Here is a 16,960-nt window from a genome sequence, read left to right on the forward strand (position 1 = left end):
GTTTAAACTGAATATCACAGATTTAAACCCTGAGAAAATAGCAAAATCAGGTCAGGCTTCACTTGTTTTTTTTAATAGAAACGAGGAAGACCAGATTTGCCTGAGAAGATCAAAGGCGTAGCCTTCTTCGAAGGCAATTCTGGAATTGTAAAGCGAAAAGCCGCAAGGCTTTGAGTATATAAAGAAGATCTTATTTATTAAGAAAGACGCACGTACCCGCATGACCTAACCCTTAACCCTTAACCCTTAACCCTTAACCCTTAACCCTTAACCCTTAACCCTTAACCCCTTAAAATTTTCTGCTGCGAAGATTTAAGTGGGCCAAATTCAAGCGATGTGTAACAGGTTGATAGTCATAGACCTAAAATCCCACGTCCACGTTTAAATACCTATTTAAGAACGTATAAAACCATCTGGATATTGCGAACCAAGTTCGCCAACAAGGCGGAAGGCGTCGAAGGCCAGTAATTTTTAAAAAAATCAACATTCATAAAATAGACCTATTTAGAGCCTGAAATTTCTTTCGTGTATAACAATACCGAGAATAAAAACGTAGCGTATTTTGTCCGGTTCCGTTAGTTCGCTGAAAATTGAGTCCGATATTATTTTTATTTTTTCATTGAGTTTTTTGAGTTTTTAACTTTCTCAAACCTTCGATTTATGGCTTAAATACGGCAAAATAACGTTGTCAATAGCAAGGCGAAAATATATTTAAGGTCGGACAATGATTTACAATTTTTAAAAATTTGGGTTAGACCTTAATCGAAGCTTTTACATAAAATTTATGCGTGCTCAATTTTCATGTTTGAACAAGTTCAACCACAAAAATCGACCTTGACCAAAAATGGACGACTTGATCAACTCCGTATACGCCGTCCTGCTCCTGTAAATCTATTGCTATTTATCTCAACTGTTCTGATTTTTCTGCTGCTTGTTGTATTTGAGAATTTTCCATCCTCTCAATATTTATCGTATTGTATGTAACGCTTTGGGCCAACTGCTGCTCATCCTTGGTGAAAGTCATCCCCTCACCCAAAATCCCCTTGGATTCCAAGTCCAAGGCAAATTCTAAAATCTTCGTTTTTGTTGTGTCTAATATCCGAACCAAGTGATGAATAGGTACGTGTAGAGCATACTCAAAATTTTGTCCGACCAACTCCGTCAGTGCTTGTGCCATATCGGCAGTAAATTTATATAAAAAATTTCCACCCTCTGATTCTGCTACAAGGTTTTCAATCTGACTTACTGAAAGGAATACTCTCTGTTGGCAAATCATTTCTTCCCATTCTTGATTAACCATAACGGGAACCCAGCCTCTATATGGATTTAATGCCTTTAATTGTCCATGAATAATTCGGTATTCTGGTATCGAGTTTTCTTTGTATCCATTCAGTTCGTCGTTTATCCACTCTTCGATGTCTTTAATTTTCAGTTTTTTTGATACAAGCAAAGCCTTTCTCAAAAGGTCGGTGATATGAATGCTTCTATCTAAGGCGTCTCTCTGCAATTCAAGAACTAAGCTATCCATACAGAAAACTCACAAGCAGGTAAGTAGGGGGGTGATTATCGGGATATACGAGGCCAACACGCTACCGGCCGTACCTTCCAAAATATTCTTGATGGACAAAAGGCACTCTTTAATGATGCCTTTCTTGGGTGCCGGGGCAGTGCTTTGGGATTTAATAGTTTCGGCGTCGGCCAGCAATGCTTTCGCCGTCGCCTGATCCTCCACCTTGGAAAGATCCCGAATAAAATCTTCAAGGAAATTTTTCAGATCGGTATCAAACGAGTTTTGTTCAATCTTCTGGTGTGAGTTCTGAGTGTCCTGCTGGATTTGGGAATTTTCCATAGACCCGACGCTTATGCTGTTGCTCTTGTTCATAATCTGCATCCTTACGTGATGGCGTGGTGCTTACCGCATCCTCGCCTGTCTAACGCACGCAATCAACCCTCTTTCGTATCTCTCGGTATTTGCCGGGCAGCGAGCATCAAACCGAACACGGATCACCCACGGAGTGAGAAAAGCCGGGGTTTTGCGTATGATTCCAGTGATGAAACGACACCTAGAAAATCACAGGTTAAACGCTACCGTCTTGATCAGCACCGCGTTGCCTGGCCCCTGAGCGCTGAAGTTCAGCGAATCGCCACCGCGGGCGTAATACATATAGATGTGCCCGCCATCCAGAAACAAAGCCTTACGTTTTTCCGTATAGCCGAGAGACGCATGACTGCCTTTTTCCGCGCAGTAATAGGCTTCGGTTTCGATGATCCGGGCGCTGAGCCACAGATCGCCGACCCGGTGGCGGATGACTTTGCCGAGCAGATCGCGGGCCAGCACTTGCGCGTCACGGTCGAAAAAAGCGTCCGGGAGGCCCAGTGGCGGGCGCTCGGCGATGGCGCGATCGGTCAGGTTGGACATGGCAAACAGTGTTTATCCAGGCGAAGGAGGTCGTGATGATAACAATCCGCGGCTTAATTACGGCTGAACGTCGGCAAATTGCAGTCCATTTCGACCATCCGCCTGTCACCGCTGTTAGTCCCGGGACGCGACAGCTATAATCTGCCGCTTTCCTCTTTGCCAAGACCCCAGCAGACCATGACTGAGTCCGTTCTTGACTACATGACCCGATTGGGTCGCGCCGCCCGCGAAGCTTCCCGGGTCATCGGCCGTGCCAGCACCGCGCAGAAAAACCGCGCCTTGCAGGCTGCTGCCAATGCGCTGGACGCTGCTCGCGCCGAGCTGGCCGCAGCCAATGAACAGGATCTGGCCGCCGGTCGCGCCAATGGTCTGGAACCAGCCTTGCTGGAGCGCCTGGAACTGACCCCGGCGCGCATCGACGGCATGATCGTCGGCCTGCGTCAGGTGGCAGCACTGCCGGACCCGGTCGGTGCGATCCGCGACATGAGCTTTCGCCCGTCCGGGATTCAGGTTGGCAAGATGCGCGTGCCGCTGGGCGTGATCGGGATCATCTACGAATCCCGGCCAAACGTGACCATCGATGCCGCCAGCCTGTGCCTGAAGTCCGGTAACGCGACCATCCTGCGCGGTGGCTCCGAGGCGATTCACTCCAACCAGGCGATTGCCGCGTGCATTCAGCGCGGTCTGGCCGAGGCCGAATTGCCGGCAGCCGTAGTGCAAGTGGTCGAAACCACCGACCGTGCCGCCGTCGGCGCGATGATCAGCATGCCCGAGTATGTCGACGTGATCGTGCCGCGCGGTGGCCGTGGCCTGATCGAGCGCATCAGCCGCGATGCACGGGTGCCGGTGATCAAGCACCTGGACGGTATCTGCCACGTATTTGTCAGCGAGCACGCCGATCTGGCCAAAGCCCAGCGCATCGCCTTCAATGCCAAGACTTACCGTTATGGCATCTGCGGCGCGATGGAGACCTTGCTGGTTGATCAAAGTGTTGCGAAGGATTTCCTGCCGTCGATGGCTGCCCAGTTCCGCGAGAAAGGCGTCGAGCTGCGTGGCTGCGAACGCACCCGGGCGATCATCGACGCGGTGGCGGCCAGCGAAGACGACTGGAGCACCGAGTATCTGGCGCCGATCCTGTCGATCCGTGTGGTCGACGGACTGGATCAGGCCATCGAACATATCAACCATTACGGCTCGCATCACACCGACTCGATCGTCAGCGAAAACCTCGCCGACACCCGGCGTTTCGTCGCGGAAGTCGACTCGGCGTCGGTGATGATCAACACCCCGACCTGCTTCGCCGATGGATTCGAATACGGATTGGGTGCCGAGATCGGCATTTCTACTGATAAGCTGCACGCCCGCGGCCCGGTGGGCCTCGAAGGACTGACCTGCGAGAAGTACATCGTGGTCGGTGATGGCCAGTTGCGCGGCCAGGCGACGGTCTGACTTGACCGACCTCGACTTGACAGCGCCGCTGCCTGACGGCGAATTCCGACCCCGGCGCATCGGCGTACTGGGCGGCACGTTCGACCCGGTGCACATCGGCCATTTGCGTGGTGCGCTGGAAGTCGCCGAAGCGCTGCTGCTCGACGAGCTGCGCATGATGCCCAGCGCCCGGCCGCCGCACCGCGATACGCCGCAGGTGTCGGCGCAGGATCGGTTGGCAATGGTTGAGTGCGCGGTGGCCGGAGTGCCGCCGCTGGTGGTGGACGCCCGCGAATTGCAGCGGGACAAGCCGTCTTACACCATTGATACCCTGGAGTTGATGCGTGCCGAAATGGCCGCCGAGACCCAGGTTTTTCTGCTTTTGGGCTGGGACGCATTTTGCGGCCTGCCCACTTGGCATCGCTGGGAAGAGTTGCTCCAGCATTGCCACATCCTGGTGCTACAGCGCCCGGACGCCGACAGCGAACCGCCGGATGCCTTGCGCAACCTGCTGGCAGCGCGTTCGGTGAGCGACCCGCTGGCCCTGAAAGGGCCGAGCGGACAGATTGCATTCGTCTGGCAGACACCGCTCGCGGTTTCCGCCACCCAGATCCGTCAACTGCTGGCCAGCGGTAAGTCGGTACGTTTCCTGGTGCCCGACGCGGTCCTGGCCTACATCGATGCGCACGGTCTTTACCGTGCGTCGAACTGAACAAGGCGTGCTTCACTGATACGAATCCACGTATCGCCAAGCCGCCGAATATACGAGCAAAACGAGTTTTATATGACTGACAAAGACGTAAGCAAAGTTAAGCGCAAAGGCACGTTCAAGAGCGCACCGCTGCCGGAAGTCGCCAACACCAACGAGCCGCTCAAGGGCGACGAGCTGGTCAAGGTTGCCGTGGCAGCTCTGGAAGACGTCAAGGCACAAGACATCCAGATCATCGATGTGCGCGACAAGCAGAGCATCACCGACTACATGATCATCGCCACCGGTACGTCCAATCGCCAGATCAACGCGATGCTGGACAAGGTCCGTGAAGAAGTCAAAAAGCAGGGCGCCAAGCCGCTGGGCGAAGAAGGCAAGGGCGACAGCGACTGGGTTCTGCTCGACCTGGACCTGGTGATCGTGCACATGATGACTGCCTCGGCGCGTCAGTTCTACGACCTGGAACGCCTGTGGGCCGGTGCCGAGCAAAGCCGTGCGGCAGACGCCAAGCACCACAGCCCGGAAAACACCCACGAGCATTTCACCAAGCTCAACAAAGACCAGCTGTAAGGGATTGCTGTGCGACTGCGACTGATCGCCGTCGGTTCACGCATGCCCAAGTGGGTGGAAGAAGGCTGGCATGAATATGCCAAGCGTCTTCCGTCCGAGCTGGCGCTGGAACTGGTGGAAATTCCGCTCAATACCCGTGGCAAGAACGCCGACGTGGCCCGTTTCATCCGCCAGGAAGGCGAAGCCATGCTGGCCAAGGTCGGGCCGAACGAGCGGATCGTCACGCTGGAAGTCCACGGCAAGCCCTGGAGCACCGAGCAACTGGCGGTTGAACTCGACCGTTGGCGGCTGGATTCGCGCACGGTCAATTTCATGGTCGGTGGCCCCGAAGGGCTGGCGCCGGAAGTCTGCGCCCGCGCCGATCAGCGCTGGTCGTTGTCGCCGCTGACCTTGCCGCACCCGCTGGTGCGGATCCTGATCGGCGAACAGCTGTACCGTGCCTGGACCGTGCTGTCCGGTCACCCTTACCACAAGTAGTCCTGCCCTCATGTCTCAGCCGATCCGCATCAAGGACCACGAAAAGGACGCCCGCCTGGTGCGCAGCCGCGTCGTGTTCGGGGCCATTGCGGTCATGCTGTTGATCTGCGTGTTGATTGCGCGGCTGTACTACTTGCAGGTGATCCAGTACGAGTACCACTCGACACTCTCGGAAAACAACCGCGTCCACGTGCAGCCGATTCCACCGACCCGCGGCTTGATCTTCGACCGCAACGGCGTGGTGGTGGCGGACAACCGTCCGAGCTTCAGCCTGAGCATGACCCGCGAGCGTTCCGGCGACTGGCAGCAAGTGCTCGACGTGATCGTTGAAGTGCTGCAACTGACGCCCGAGGACCGGGTGATCTTCGAGAAACGCATGCGTCAGGGGCGTCGGCCGTTCGAGCCGGTGCCGATCCTGTTCGAGCTGACCGAAGAGCAGATCGCCCGGATCGCGGTGAACCAGTTCCGCCTGCCCGGGGTGGAAGTGGTTGCGCAACTGGTGCGCCACTACCCGCAGGGCGCGCATTTTGCGCACTCGGTGGGTTACATGGGGCGCATCAACGAGAAAGAGCTGAAGACCCTCGACCCGGTCAACTACAGCGGCACCCATCACATCGGCAAGACCGGCATCGAGCGTTTCTACGAGCCGGAACTGCACGGGCAAGTGGGTTACGAGGAAGTCGAAACCAACGCCCGGGGCCGCGTATTGCGCGTGCTCAAGCGTACCGATCCGATTCCCGGCAAGGACATCGTCCTGAGCCTGGACATCAAACTGCAGGAAGCGGCCGAAGCTGCGCTGGGCGGGCGACGTGGCGCGGTGGTGGCGCTCGATCCGAAGACTGGCGAAGTGCTGGCGATGGTCAGCCAGCCGAGTTTCGACCCGAACCTGTTCGTCACCGGCATCAGCTTCAAGGCCTATGCCGAACTGCGCGATTCCATCGACCGGCCGCTGTTCAACCGCGTGCTGCGCGGCCTGTACCCGCCGGGTTCGACGATCAAGCCGGCGGTGGCGATTGCCGGTCTCGATTCTGGCGTAGTGACAGCGTCGAGCCGGGTGTTCGACCCCGGTTACTACATGCTGCCCAACTACGATCACAAGTACCGCAACTGGAACCGCACCGGTGACGGCTTCGTCGATCTCGACACGGCGATCATGCGTTCCAACGACACCTACTTCTATGACCTGGCGCACAAGCTGGGCATCGATCGGTTGTCGGCCTACATGAACAAGTTCGGCATCGGCCAGAAGGTCTCGCTGGACATGTTCGAAGAATCCCCCGGCCTGATGCCGTCCCGCGAGTGGAAGCGTGCGACGCGCAAGCAGGCGTGGTTCCCGGGTGAAACCCTGATTCTGGGGATTGGCCAGGGTTATATGCAGTCCACACCGTTGCAACTGGCACAGGCCACGGCGCTGGTCGCCAACAAAGGCATCTGGAACCGGCCGCACCTGGCCAAGACCATTGAGGGCGCCAAACCGGTAGACGAGAACCCGATGCCGGACATCGTCCTGCGCGATCCGTCGGACTGGACCAAGGTCAACCACGGCATGCAGCAGGTGATGCACGGCGCCCGGGGTACTGCGCGCAAGGCAGCAATCGGTGCGCAATACCGCATCGCCGGCAAGTCCGGTACCGCTCAGGTCGTCGCGATCAAACAAGGTGAAAAATACGACCGCTCCAAGGTTCAGGAACGCCACCGCGACCACGCCTTGTTCGTTGGTTTCGCCCCGGCCGACAACCCGAAAATAGTGGTTTCGGTGATGGTCGAGAACGGTGAGTCCGGCTCCGGTGTCGCCGCGCCAGTGGTGCGTCAGGTCATGGATGCCTGGCTTCTGGATCAGGAGGGTCGATTGAAGGCCGAATACGCCGGTCCTATCAGTGCGGAGGCTACGGCCCGTGATGAATAATTTTGATCGCATGCTCTCTAGCGAGGATGTGATGCGTCGCCGGGCGACGCTGCTGCAACGCCTGCATATCGATGGCCCGCTGTTGATCCTGCTGCTGATCCTCGCTGCGGGCAGTCTGTTCGTGCTGTATTCGGCCAGTGGCAAAAGCTGGGATCTGCTGGGCAAACAAGCCACTTCGTTCGGCATCGGCCTGGTGTCGATGATTGTCATCGCCCAGTTCGAACCACGGTTCATGGCGCGTTGGGTACCGCTCGGTTACGTGATCGGCGTGGTGCTGCTGTTGGTGGTGGACATCATGGGCCACAACGCCATGGGCGCGACGCGCTGGATCAACATCCCCGGGGTGATCCGCTTCCAGCCCTCGGAGTTCATGAAGATTCTGATGCCGGCGACGATTGCCTGGTATCTGTCCAAACGCACGCTACCGCCGCAACTCAAGCATGTCGGCATCAGCCTGATGCTGATCGGCGTGCCGTTCATTCTGATCGTGCGCCAGCCTGACCTTGGTACGTCACTGCTGATTCTGGCCGGCGGCGCGTTCGTGCTGTTCATGGGCGGGCTGCGCTGGCGCTGGATCCTCAGCGTGCTGGCCGCCGCCGTACCGGTGGCGATCGCCATGTGGTTCTTCATCATGCACGACTACCAGAAGCAGCGGATCCTCACGTTCCTCGACCCGGAAAGCGATCCGCTCGGCACCGGCTGGAACATTATCCAGTCGAAAGCCGCGATCGGTTCCGGGGGCGTGTTCGGCAAGGGCTGGCTGCTGGGCACCCAGTCGCACCTGGACTTTTTGCCGGAAAGCCACACCGACTTCATCATCGCCGTCCTCGGCGAAGAGTTCGGTCTGGTGGGCATCTGCGCGCTGCTGCTGATCTATCTGCTGTTGATCGGTCGCGGGCTGGTGATTACCGCCCAGGCGCAGACGCTGTTCGGCAAACTGCTCGCCGGCGCGTTGACCATGACGTTTTTTGTTTATGTTTTCGTCAACATCGGTATGGTCAGTGGCCTGTTGCCGGTGGTGGGGGTGCCGTTGCCGTTCATTAGCTACGGAGGAACTTCGCTGGTGACACTGCTGTCAGCGTTTGGGGTTTTGATGTCGATTCATACGCATCGCAAGTGGATCGCACAGGTTTGAATAAGGTGAAGAGTTCAATGCAAGTCATGCGCAGCTGGGCGACTCGTTACGCGCCGTGGGTCGGCCTGGTCGGCATCCTTGGCAGCGCGCAGGAAGCGCTGGCCGGCGATTACGAAGGCTCGCCGCAAGTGGCCGAATTCGTCGGTGAAATGACTCGCGACTACGGTTTTGCCGGTGAGCAACTGATGGCGGTGTTTCGCGAGGCCCAGCGCAAACAGGCGATTCTCGACGCGATTTCCAAGCCCGCCGAGCGGGTCAAACAGTGGAAAGAATATCGCCCGATGTTCATCACCGACGCGCGCATCGCCCGTGGCGTGGACTTCTGGCGCCAGCACGAGGCCGTACTGGCCCGTGCCGAGCAGGAATACGGCGTGCCGGCACAAGTCATCGTGTCGATCATCGGCGTCGAGACCTTTTTCGGACGTAATACCGGCAATTACCGGGTGATTGATGCGTTGTCCACGCTCGGTTTCGACTATCCTCCCCGTGCCGAATTTTTCCGCAAGGAATTGCGTGAGTTCCTGCTGCTGGCCCGTGAAGAACAAGTTGATCCATTGACCCTAAAAGGCTCGTACGCCGGGGCGATGGGCCTGCCGCAATTCATGCCGAGCAGCTTTCGCGCCTATGCGGTGGATTTCGACGGTGACGGTCACATCAATATCTGGACCAATCCGGACGATGCGATCGGCAGCGTTGCCAGTTACTTCAAACGGCATGGCTGGGCCGCCGGGGAACCGGTGGTCAGCCGCGCCGATGTGCGCGGCGAGCAGGTCGATGAAGGCCTGACCACCGGCATCGAGCCGACGAAGACGGTTGGAGAGTTGCGGGCGCTGGGCTGGTCAAGTCATGATGCGCTGCGCGATGATATGCCGGTTACTGCATTTCGCCTCGAAGGCGATAACGGCCCTGAATACTGGATGGGCCTGAAGAATTTTTACGCGATCACGCGTTATAACCGCAGCGTGATGTACGCCATGGCCGTATATCAACTGTCTGAAGAGCTGGTAAAAGCACGGGGCGTCAAGTAATGCGGGCATTGCCTATCAATAAACCCCTGAAGCTGGTGGCTTTCGCTGCGTTGGCGGTACTGGTCGTCAGTTGTTCGACCAGCCGCGCGCCGACCCAGAAGACCTCGTCCACCGCCGTGCGTGCGCAGCCGGGGCTGGACATCAACCGCGCCCACAAAGACGGCGCGCCTTGGTGGGATGTCGACGTTTCGCGGATCCCGGATGCCACGCCGACCCTGCACACCGGCCCGTACAAGGCCAACCCGTACACCGTGCTGGGCAAGACCTATTTCCCGTTGCAGGAATCCAAGACCTACGTCGCCTCGGGCACGGCGTCCTGGTACGGCACCAAGTTCCACGGGCAGAACACCGCCAACGGCGAGGTGTATGACCTGTACGGCATGAGTGCCGCTCACAAGACTCTGCCACTGCCAAGTTACGTTCGGGTGACCAACCTGGACAACAACAAGAGCGTGATCCTGCGGGTCAACGATCGCGGGCCGTTCTATTCGGACCGGATCATCGACTTGTCCTACGCGGCCGCGAAGAAGCTCGGTTATGCCGAAATCGGCACCGCGCGGGTCAAGGTCGAGGGCATCGATCCGCAGCAATGGTGGGCCGCCAAGGGCCGTCCGGCGCCGCTGATGCTCAACGAGCCGCAAGTCGCGCAGAATAGCGCCCCGGTGATCACGGCGTCGGCCGGTACCATCGAGCAGTGGACCCCGCCGCCGCAGCAACATGCCTCTGATACTGTCCCTGTACAGATCAGCGCAAAAAAAAACGCTTCTGCACCAGCGTCTGGCCAGTATCTGCAGGTGGGCGCGTTCGCCAACCCGGACGCTGCAGAACTCCTGAGGTCGAAGCTCAGCGGGATGGTGAGCGCTCCGGTGTTCATCAGCTCGATCGTGCGCAATCAGCAGACCCTGCACCGGGTACGCCTGGGGCCGATCGGGTCGCCGGGTGAGATCGCGCAGGTGCAGAACAGCGTGCGCCTGGCCAATCTCGGCTCGCCGAGCGTGGTCACCGAGTAAGAAACGTAGCACTTGATTGACGGTTCACTTGCGGTTTTGGGGGGTGAACCAGGTTGTTGGCTCGTCGAAGAACAAAAGCCCGGCAAGGGTGACTGGAGTGAGCAACTGAACACGCGATGGCCCGTTAGAAGGCTGTCTGAATAGTTTTGCCTTCGGGCAAGTTTCCATTAGCGATTTCGAGAGACGGATGAACATCACCACCTTTGCCAAACGCCTGTGTCTGCTAGTCCCGCTGCTCCTCTCGCCAGCCGCTTTCGCGGCCGAGATGATGCCGTCGCCACCTCAACTGGCTGCAAAAGCCTACGTGCTCATGGACGCCAGCAGCGGCAACGTGCTGGTGGAGAACAACGGTGACCAGCGTCTGCCGCCAGCCAGCCTGACCAAACTGATGACCGCGTACATCGCTACGCTGGAAATCCGTCGTGGCCAGATCGGTGAAAACGATCCGGTGACCGTCAGCGAAAACGCCTGGCGTACCGGCGGCTCGCGGATGTTCATCAAAGTCGGCTCGCAAGTGACCGTCAGCGACCTGCTGCACGGCATCATCATCCAGTCCGGCAACGACGCCAGCGTGGCGCTGTCCGAGCACATCGCCGGCAGCGAAGACGCGTTCGCCGACCTGATGAACAAGACGGTCGCCGATCTGGGCATGACCAACTCGCACTTCATGAACCCGACCGGTCTGCCGAACCCTGAGCACTACTCGTCGGCTCACGATATGGCGATCCTGGCCCGTGCGATCATCCATGAAGACCCGGCTCACTACGCGATCTACTCGCAGAAAGAGTTCTTCTGGAACGGCATCAAGCAGCCTAACCGTAACCTGCTGCTGTGGCGCGACAAAACCGTTGACGGTCTGAAAACCGGTCACACCGACGAAGCCGGCTACTGCATGGTGTCCTCGGCTGTCCGTGATGGCCAGCGTCTGATCGCCGTGGTGTTCGGCACCAACAGCGAAGTGGCGCGTGCCGCTGAAACCCAGAAGCTGCTGACCTACGGTTTCCGTTTCTTCGAAACCCAGACCTTCTACCAGAAGGGCACCGAACTGGCTCAGGCCCCGGTGTGGAAAGGCACCACCAGTCAAGTCAAGGCCGGCCTGGCTGAAGACCTGACCATGACCCTGCCAAAAGGCCAGCTGAAAAAGCTCGCTGCCAGCATGACCATGAACCCGCAACTGACCGCGCCAATCGCCAAGGGCGACGTGATCGGTAAAGTCGAAGTGAAACTGGACGACAAGGTAGTGCACAGCGCTGACCTGATCGCTCTGGACGCTGTCGAGGAGGGTGGTATCTTCCGCCGCATGTGGGATAGCATCCGTCTATTCTTCTACGGCTTGTTCAACTGATTGAGTGTTGACCTGCATGGCCCCGTTCCTATCCGGTTCGGGGCCATGTGCGTTACCACGGCTTACGCTTACGAGGCCGTTACGCCATGACCGATACCGAAGTAAAGGCGCCAAAGATCGAATTTCCGCAGACTGATTATCCGATTAAGGTGATCAGCGATACGGGCGTCGGCAACAAAGACAAGATCATCGACATCGTCAAGAAACACGCGACCATCAATGATGAGCGCATCGACGAGCGTCAAAGCAGCAACGGCAAGTACACCACCATTCAGCTGCACATCGTCGCGACAGACCAGGATCAGCTGTACAACATCAACAGCGAACTGCGGGCTTCCGGTTTCGTGCACATGGTGTTGTGATGCCAGGCACGCTGGGCTTTCGCGAACTTGGCCAGATGGCTTACGAGCCGGTCTGGCATGCCATGCAACGCTTCACCAACGAACGCGGCAGCGATGCCGCCGACGAAATCTGGTTGGTCGAGCACCCTCCGGTGTTCACCCAAGGCCAGGCCGGCAAGGCCGAACACCTGTTGCTGCCGGGCGATATCCCGGTGGTACAGGTCGATCGCGGCGGGCAGGTGACTTATCATGGCCCGGGCCAATTGGTGGCTTACCTGTTGCTGGATGTGCGCAAGCTGGGCTTTGGCGTACGTGATCTGGTCACGCGCATGGAACACTGCCTGATCGAATTGCTGGACAGCTACGGCGTGACCGCTGTAGCCAAGCCAGATGCTCCCGGCGTCTACGTCGACGGAGCGAAAATCGCTTCTCTGGGTTTGCGGATTCGCCACGGTTGCTCCTTTCATGGCCTGGCCCTGAACGTGGATATGAACCTGGAGCCGTTTCGACGGATTAATCCCTGCGGCTATGCCGGGCTGGCAATGACCCAGCTGAGCGACCACGCAGGATCGATTGAATTTGCCGAGGTAAGTGCCCGGCTGCGCGCGCAGCTCGTCAAACACCTCGACTATGCTGAGCAGACGACCCTGACGGGCGGAATCGACTGATATGACTACTGATGCAGTGCAAACCATGATCCCGACGCTCGACGTGACCGAGCGCCCGGCCCCGCGTCCCAAGGTTGAAGCCGGCGTCAAGCTGCGCGGCGCCGAGAAGGTTGCACGCATCCCGGTAAAGATCATTCCGACCACCGAACTGCCGAAGAAACCCGACTGGATTCGCGTGCGCATCCCGGTTTCGCCGGAAGTCGACCGGATCAAGAGTCTGCTGCGCAAGCACAAGCTGCACAGCGTCTGCGAAGAAGCCTCCTGCCCGAACCTGGGCGAGTGCTTCTCCGGCGGCACCGCGACCTTCATGATCATGGGCGACATCTGCACCCGTCGTTGCCCGTTCTGCGACGTTGGCCACGGTCGTCCGAAACCACTGGACGTCAACGAGCCGGAGAGCCTGGCGATCGCCATTGCCGACCTCAAGCTCAAGTACGTGGTGATCACCTCGGTTGACCGCGACGACCTGCGTGACGGTGGTGCCCAGCACTTTGCTGACTGCATCCGCGAGATCCGCAAGCTGTCGCCGAACGTGCAGCTGGAAACTCTGGTCCCGGACTACCGTGGCCGCATGGACATCGCCCTGGAAATCACCGCTGCCGAGCCGCCGGATGTGTTCAACCACAACCTGGAAACCGTGCCGCGCCTGTACAAGGCTGCGCGTCCGGGTTCGGACTACCAGTGGTCGCTGACCCTGCTGCAACGCTTCAAGCAGATGATGCCGCACATCCCGACCAAATCCGGCCTGATGCTGGGTCTGGGCGAGACCGACGAAGAAGTCATCGAAGTCATGAAGCGCATGCGCGAACACGACATCGACATGCTGACCCTCGGCCAGTACCTGCAACCGTCGCGCAGCCACTTGCCGGTGCAGCGTTTCGTGCACCCGGACACCTTCGCCTGGTTCGCCGAGGAAGGTTACAAGATGGGCTTCAAGAACGTTGCTTCCGGCCCGCTGGTACGTTCCTCGTATCACGCCGACGAGCAGGCGAAACTGGTCAAGGCTGAACTGCTCGGTTCCTGATCCGGCGCAGATAGCCTCGAAAAATACCCGCTTCGGCGGGTATTTTTGTTTGGGCCTGCCGCGCACTCTTTTGTTTGTCTCTGGACCTGACTACTGTGTCTGCAAGACTTCACACAGGGAGACCCATGGATGACCGTTCGACCGACCCACAGCCTTTTTCCGCATAAACCCGTACCGGCGCTGCCGTCCGAAGGGCAGATCGGCGTGATCGCGCCCGCCGGCCCCGGTGCGCTGGACACGGAAAAGGCTGTGCAGTGGATGCGCGCCCGCGGCTATGCGTTGAAAGTGTTCCCCGGTGTCTACGAGAAGGCTGGCTATCTGGCCGGCAGCGATGACGTGCGCCTCAACGACCTGCATGCCGCGTTCGCCGACCCTGAAGTCGACGCGATCATCTGCCTGCGCGGCGGCTACGGTACGCCGCGCCTGCTGGATCGGATCGATTACGATCTGCTCAGCCGCCACGCCAAGCCGTTTGTCGGCTACAGCGATATCACCGCGCTGCATCTGGCAATCAGTCGCTACGCCGGGTTCGTGACCTTCCACGGCCCGCTGCTCAACGCCGATTTGCTGGGCGACAAGGAGCCGCCGACTGTCACCTCATTCTTCGCCATGCTGCGCGGTCAGTTGAAGGCGGGGAGTGTGTTGAGCCATCCGGTGGCTTATCCCTTGACCACCGTCGAACCGGGCATTGCGCACGGGCGTTTGCTCGGCGGCAATCTGGCGATGATCGCCGCAACGCTGGGCACACCGTATGAGATTGATGTCGAGGGCGTGATTCTGCTGATCGAGGACGTCAACGAGCCGCTGTATCGGATCGACCGTTTGCTCACGCAGATGCGTCTGGCTGGCAAGCTGGCCAGATTGCGCGGTGTGCTGGTGGGGGATGTCGCCGGGGTCGATGTCGAGGCTTTGAACCGCTTGCTCAAGCAGACGTTCGAGCCGTTACGGATTCCGGTGCTGTCGGGGTGGCGCAGCGGGCATTGTGATCCGAACCTGACGCTGCCGATGGGGGCGCTGGTTCGCTTGGATGCCGGGAAGAAGGAATTGATGTTGGAACAGGATGTAGTGATCAAACGCTAGGGTTTGGTTGCCAGTGAGTCAGTCTTCGGGAGCAAGCCCCCTCCCACATTTGATTTGTGTCGTACACGGAACCAATGTGGGAGCGGGCTTGCTCGCGAAGGCGGCATCAGCCATACGACGATCTTTCTATTGGGAGCGCAGGCTCTCAAGCAACTTATGCGTCGGATAACCATCCGCCGGCCAGCCAAACGACTGCTGGGCACTGCGGATCGCCTTGCGGGTATTGGCGCCAATAATCCCGTCCGCCGTGCCCGCATCGTAGTTACGCGCGCTCAGCAGGTTCTGCAATTCGATACGCTCGGTGCGGCTCAGTGGCAGATCGTCTTTCGGCCAGGTGCCATTGATCAGGCCTGCGCCGTTGAAGCGCTCGGACAACAGGCTGACCGCCAGTGCGTAGGACGACGAGTTGTTGTACTTGAGGATCGCCCGGAAGTTATCGAGGATCAGGAACGCCGGGCCACGGTAACCGGCCGGCAGCAGCAGGGCGGCAGACAGTTGTTCCGAGCCGGCCGGGGCCTGACCGCCATTGGGCAGGATCACGCCCAGTTGCCGCCATTCGGCAACGGTCTTGCGCATCGCGCCATCGGCCAGGGTGTAGTTGAAGCCGCTCGGCAGTTGCACTTCGAAGCCCCATGGCTGACCACGCTGCCAGCCTGAGCTTTGCAGGTAGTGTGCGGTGGAGGCCAGCGCATCGGCCGGGCTGCCCCAGATGTCGCGGCGACCGTCACCGTCGAAATCCACGGCGTGGGTGTTGTAGGTCGTCGGAATGAACTGGGTCTGGCCCATCGCACCCGCCCACGAGCCGAGCATCTTTTCTGGCGTGATGTCGCCCTGTTGCAGGATCTGCAGCGCCGCGATCAGTTGTGCATGAGCAAATGCGGGGCGACGGCCTTCGTAGGCCAGGGTCGCCAGCGAGTTGATCACCGATTTGCTGCCCTGGAACTGACCGAAGTTGCTTTCCATGCCCCATACCGACACCAGTGCCTGGCGATCCACGCCATAACGCTGTTCGATGCTTTGCAGGATGTCGGCGTACTGACTGATCAGCGCCTGCCCCTTGCGCACCCGCAGCGGCGACAGGGCGCCGTCGAGGTATTCCCATACCGGACGAGAGAACTCCGGCTGGCTGCGGTCGGCTTTGATCACACTGGCATCGAAGCTGACATTGGCAAACGCGCGGTCGAACAGATCGGCGCGGATCCCGGCTGCCAAGGCATCCTTGCGGAAACCCGCCTGCCATTCGGCAAAGGTCTGGGTTGGCTGTAAATCGAGAGGGTCAGCGGACGGCACTACCGGCGGGATGATTGCCGGGGCTGTTGCGACAGGGGCGGCTTGAAGGGGTTGCGCATCGGCAGCGGTAGGTTTTTCCGCGCAGGCGACAAGCAGAATGAAGCTGGAGGCAGCGATCAGTTGGCGAACGGGCCAACGACGGGAAAGACTGAAGGGCATGCACAGTTCCAGGGGATACGAATCAGGTGCAGACCTTAACATGACCAGGGGGTGCTGTGCTTCAGGCAGCCAGAAAGTAAGAAGCCTCCCAGCTATTAGACTGGAAGGCTTCGCGGCGGTAGCTGCCTTTACCCTTGGTTGGTCGTTCCTGGCGACTGCGGAACAGGGGTTGGGCGATGATGGATTTGGCCTTGTTCGGGCCATGTTTCGATGGCTTTTTGCTCATGAGGGTTCTCTCGGTAGGTGGGTGCTGCGGGGCGAATAATCTGCCGAAGCCGCGCGTCTGTCCAGCCTCTATTGCGTAGGAATATTCTGACGCCTTCGCGAGCAAGCCCGCTCCCACAGTCGACCGAGTTCTATCATGTGAATGC

Annotated in this window: 17 protein-coding genes and 1 pseudogene; 13 read left to right on the forward strand and 5 right to left on the reverse strand. The window is 58.7% G+C overall.

All coding sequences use genetic code 11. The features are described from left to right. Positions 1-901 precede the first annotated feature (901 nt). The 3 genes and pseudogenes from QMX91_RS04645 to QMX91_RS04655 all read right to left on the reverse strand — a co-directional run. Positions 902-1,528 (reverse strand): hypothetical protein, encoded by a 627-nt coding sequence (locus tag QMX91_RS04645; RefSeq protein WP_282412328.1) that lies wholly within the window; start codon positions 1,526-1,528, stop codon positions 902-904. Between the two features lie 9 nt (positions 1,529-1,537). Continuing rightward, positions 1,538-1,882 carry a hypothetical protein gene (locus tag QMX91_RS04650; protein ID WP_282412329.1) on the reverse strand — a complete coding sequence of 115 codons (345 nt, stop codon included), beginning with the start codon at positions 1,880-1,882 and terminating at the stop codon, positions 1,538-1,540. A 207-nt stretch (positions 1,883-2,089) separates the two neighbouring features. Further along, positions 2,090-2,419, reverse strand: a pseudogene (locus QMX91_RS04655) (DNA-3-methyladenine glycosylase); the annotation flags it as partial. Between the two features lie 177 nt (positions 2,420-2,596). Between QMX91_RS04655 and QMX91_RS04660 the strand changes: the two are divergent. The 13 genes from QMX91_RS04660 (at position 2,597) to QMX91_RS04720 (ending at position 15,140) form a co-directional block, all read left to right on the forward strand. Then, positions 2,597-3,868, forward strand: coding sequence for a glutamate-5-semialdehyde dehydrogenase (locus QMX91_RS04660; protein ID WP_282412330.1), 1,272 nt, complete (start codon positions 2,597-2,599; stop codon positions 3,866-3,868). After that, complete coding sequence (nadD, locus tag QMX91_RS04665) at positions 3,837-4,559, forward strand: nicotinate-nucleotide adenylyltransferase (protein WP_225138948.1); 723 nt, start codon at positions 3,837-3,839, stop codon at positions 4,557-4,559. The genes QMX91_RS04660 and nadD overlap by 32 nt, the downstream gene beginning before the upstream one ends. 72 nt (positions 4,560-4,631) lie before the next feature. After that, a complete protein-coding gene (gene rsfS, locus QMX91_RS04670; protein ID WP_007960601.1) occupies positions 4,632-5,126 on the forward strand; it encodes a ribosome silencing factor in 495 nt (164 codons plus the stop codon). A 9-nt stretch (positions 5,127-5,135) separates the two neighbouring features. After that, complete coding sequence (rlmH, locus tag QMX91_RS04675) at positions 5,136-5,603, forward strand: 23S rRNA (pseudouridine(1915)-N(3))-methyltransferase RlmH (RefSeq protein WP_003185785.1); 468 nt, start codon at positions 5,136-5,138, stop codon at positions 5,601-5,603. Positions 5,604-5,613: 10 nt separating this feature from the next. Continuing rightward, a complete protein-coding gene (gene mrdA, locus QMX91_RS04680) occupies positions 5,614-7,509 on the forward strand; it encodes a penicillin-binding protein 2 (RefSeq protein WP_096796302.1) in 1,896 nt (631 codons plus the stop codon). Between the two features lie 31 nt (positions 7,510-7,540). Next, on the forward strand, positions 7,541-8,644 hold the full coding sequence (rodA, locus tag QMX91_RS04685) for a rod shape-determining protein RodA (protein ID WP_166497270.1): 1,104 nt from the start codon (positions 7,541-7,543) through the stop codon (positions 8,642-8,644). A gap of 17 nt (positions 8,645-8,661) precedes the next feature. After that, positions 8,662-9,672 carry a lytic murein transglycosylase B gene (gene mltB / locus QMX91_RS04690; protein ID WP_282412331.1) on the forward strand — a complete coding sequence of 337 codons (1,011 nt, stop codon included), beginning with the start codon at positions 8,662-8,664 and terminating at the stop codon, positions 9,670-9,672. Further along, on the forward strand, positions 9,672-10,682 hold the full coding sequence (locus QMX91_RS04695) for a septal ring lytic transglycosylase RlpA family protein (protein ID WP_103486251.1): 1,011 nt from the start codon (positions 9,672-9,674) through the stop codon (positions 10,680-10,682). The genes mltB and QMX91_RS04695 overlap by 1 nt, the downstream gene beginning before the upstream one ends. A 187-nt stretch (positions 10,683-10,869) precedes the next feature. Further along, positions 10,870-12,027, forward strand: a complete 1,158-nt coding sequence (locus QMX91_RS04700; RefSeq protein ID WP_003228546.1) for a D-alanyl-D-alanine carboxypeptidase family protein — start codon at positions 10,870-10,872, stop codon at positions 12,025-12,027. Between the two features lie 86 nt (positions 12,028-12,113). After that, entirely contained in the window at positions 12,114-12,389 is a 276-nt protein-coding gene (locus tag QMX91_RS04705; protein WP_027612895.1) for a DUF493 domain-containing protein, read from the forward strand. Beyond that, entirely contained in the window at positions 12,389-13,036 is a 648-nt protein-coding gene (gene lipB / locus QMX91_RS04710) for a lipoyl(octanoyl) transferase LipB (protein ID WP_098965778.1), read from the forward strand. The genes QMX91_RS04705 and lipB overlap by 1 nt, the downstream gene beginning before the upstream one ends. 25 nt (positions 13,037-13,061) lie before the next feature. After that, entirely contained in the window at positions 13,062-14,060 is a 999-nt protein-coding gene (gene lipA, locus QMX91_RS04715) for a lipoyl synthase (RefSeq protein ID WP_160768663.1), read from the forward strand. A gap of 129 nt (positions 14,061-14,189) precedes the next feature. Further along, positions 14,190-15,140, forward strand: coding sequence for an LD-carboxypeptidase (locus QMX91_RS04720; RefSeq protein ID WP_282412332.1), 951 nt, complete (start codon positions 14,190-14,192; stop codon positions 15,138-15,140). Between the two features lie 126 nt (positions 15,141-15,266). Here the strand turns inward: QMX91_RS04720 and QMX91_RS04725 are convergent, their stop codons facing one another. Continuing rightward, on the reverse strand, positions 15,267-16,589 hold the full coding sequence (locus QMX91_RS04725) for a lytic murein transglycosylase (RefSeq protein WP_098965774.1): 1,323 nt from the start codon (positions 16,587-16,589) through the stop codon (positions 15,267-15,269). Between the two features lie 61 nt (positions 16,590-16,650). Then, entirely contained in the window at positions 16,651-16,815 is a 165-nt protein-coding gene (arfA, locus tag QMX91_RS04730; protein WP_027612891.1) for an alternative ribosome rescue factor ArfA, read from the reverse strand. Positions 16,816-16,960: the final 145 nt, after the last annotated feature.

This window comes from Pseudomonas sp. PS01299 (genome assembly GCF_029960145.1).
Lineage (GTDB): Bacteria > Pseudomonadota > Gammaproteobacteria > Pseudomonadales > Pseudomonadaceae > Aquipseudomonas > Aquipseudomonas putida_A.

Coding starts and splice junctions, on each gene's coding strand:
- QMX91_RS04645 (WP_282412328.1), bottom strand. CDS start 1,528: ATGGATAGCTTAGTTCTTGAATTGCAGAGAGACGCCTTAGATAGAAGC.
- QMX91_RS04650 (WP_282412329.1), bottom strand. CDS start 1,882: ATGAACAAGAGCAACAGCATAAGCGTCGGGTCTATGGAAAATTCCCAA.
- QMX91_RS04660 (WP_282412330.1), top strand. CDS start 2,597: ATGACTGAGTCCGTTCTTGACTACATGACCCGATTGGGTCGCGCCGCC.
- nadD (WP_225138948.1), top strand. CDS start 3,837: ATGGCCAGTTGCGCGGCCAGGCGACGGTCTGACTTGACCGACCTCGAC.
- rsfS (WP_007960601.1), top strand. CDS start 4,632: ATGACTGACAAAGACGTAAGCAAAGTTAAGCGCAAAGGCACGTTCAAG.
- mrdA (WP_096796302.1), top strand. CDS start 5,614: ATGTCTCAGCCGATCCGCATCAAGGACCACGAAAAGGACGCCCGCCTG.
- rodA (WP_166497270.1), top strand. CDS start 7,541: ATGCGTCGCCGGGCGACGCTGCTGCAACGCCTGCATATCGATGGCCCG.
- mltB (WP_282412331.1), top strand. CDS start 8,662: ATGCAAGTCATGCGCAGCTGGGCGACTCGTTACGCGCCGTGGGTCGGC.
- QMX91_RS04695 (WP_103486251.1), top strand. CDS start 9,672: ATGCGGGCATTGCCTATCAATAAACCCCTGAAGCTGGTGGCTTTCGCT.
- QMX91_RS04700 (WP_003228546.1), top strand. CDS start 10,870: ATGAACATCACCACCTTTGCCAAACGCCTGTGTCTGCTAGTCCCGCTG.
- QMX91_RS04705 (WP_027612895.1), top strand. CDS start 12,114: ATGACCGATACCGAAGTAAAGGCGCCAAAGATCGAATTTCCGCAGACT.
- lipB (WP_098965778.1), top strand. CDS start 12,389: ATGCCAGGCACGCTGGGCTTTCGCGAACTTGGCCAGATGGCTTACGAG.
- lipA (WP_160768663.1), top strand. CDS start 13,062: ATGATCCCGACGCTCGACGTGACCGAGCGCCCGGCCCCGCGTCCCAAG.
- QMX91_RS04720 (WP_282412332.1), top strand. CDS start 14,190: ATGACCGTTCGACCGACCCACAGCCTTTTTCCGCATAAACCCGTACCG.
- QMX91_RS04725 (WP_098965774.1), bottom strand. CDS start 16,589: ATGCCCTTCAGTCTTTCCCGTCGTTGGCCCGTTCGCCAACTGATCGCT.
- arfA (WP_027612891.1), bottom strand. CDS start 16,815: ATGAGCAAAAAGCCATCGAAACATGGCCCGAACAAGGCCAAATCCATC.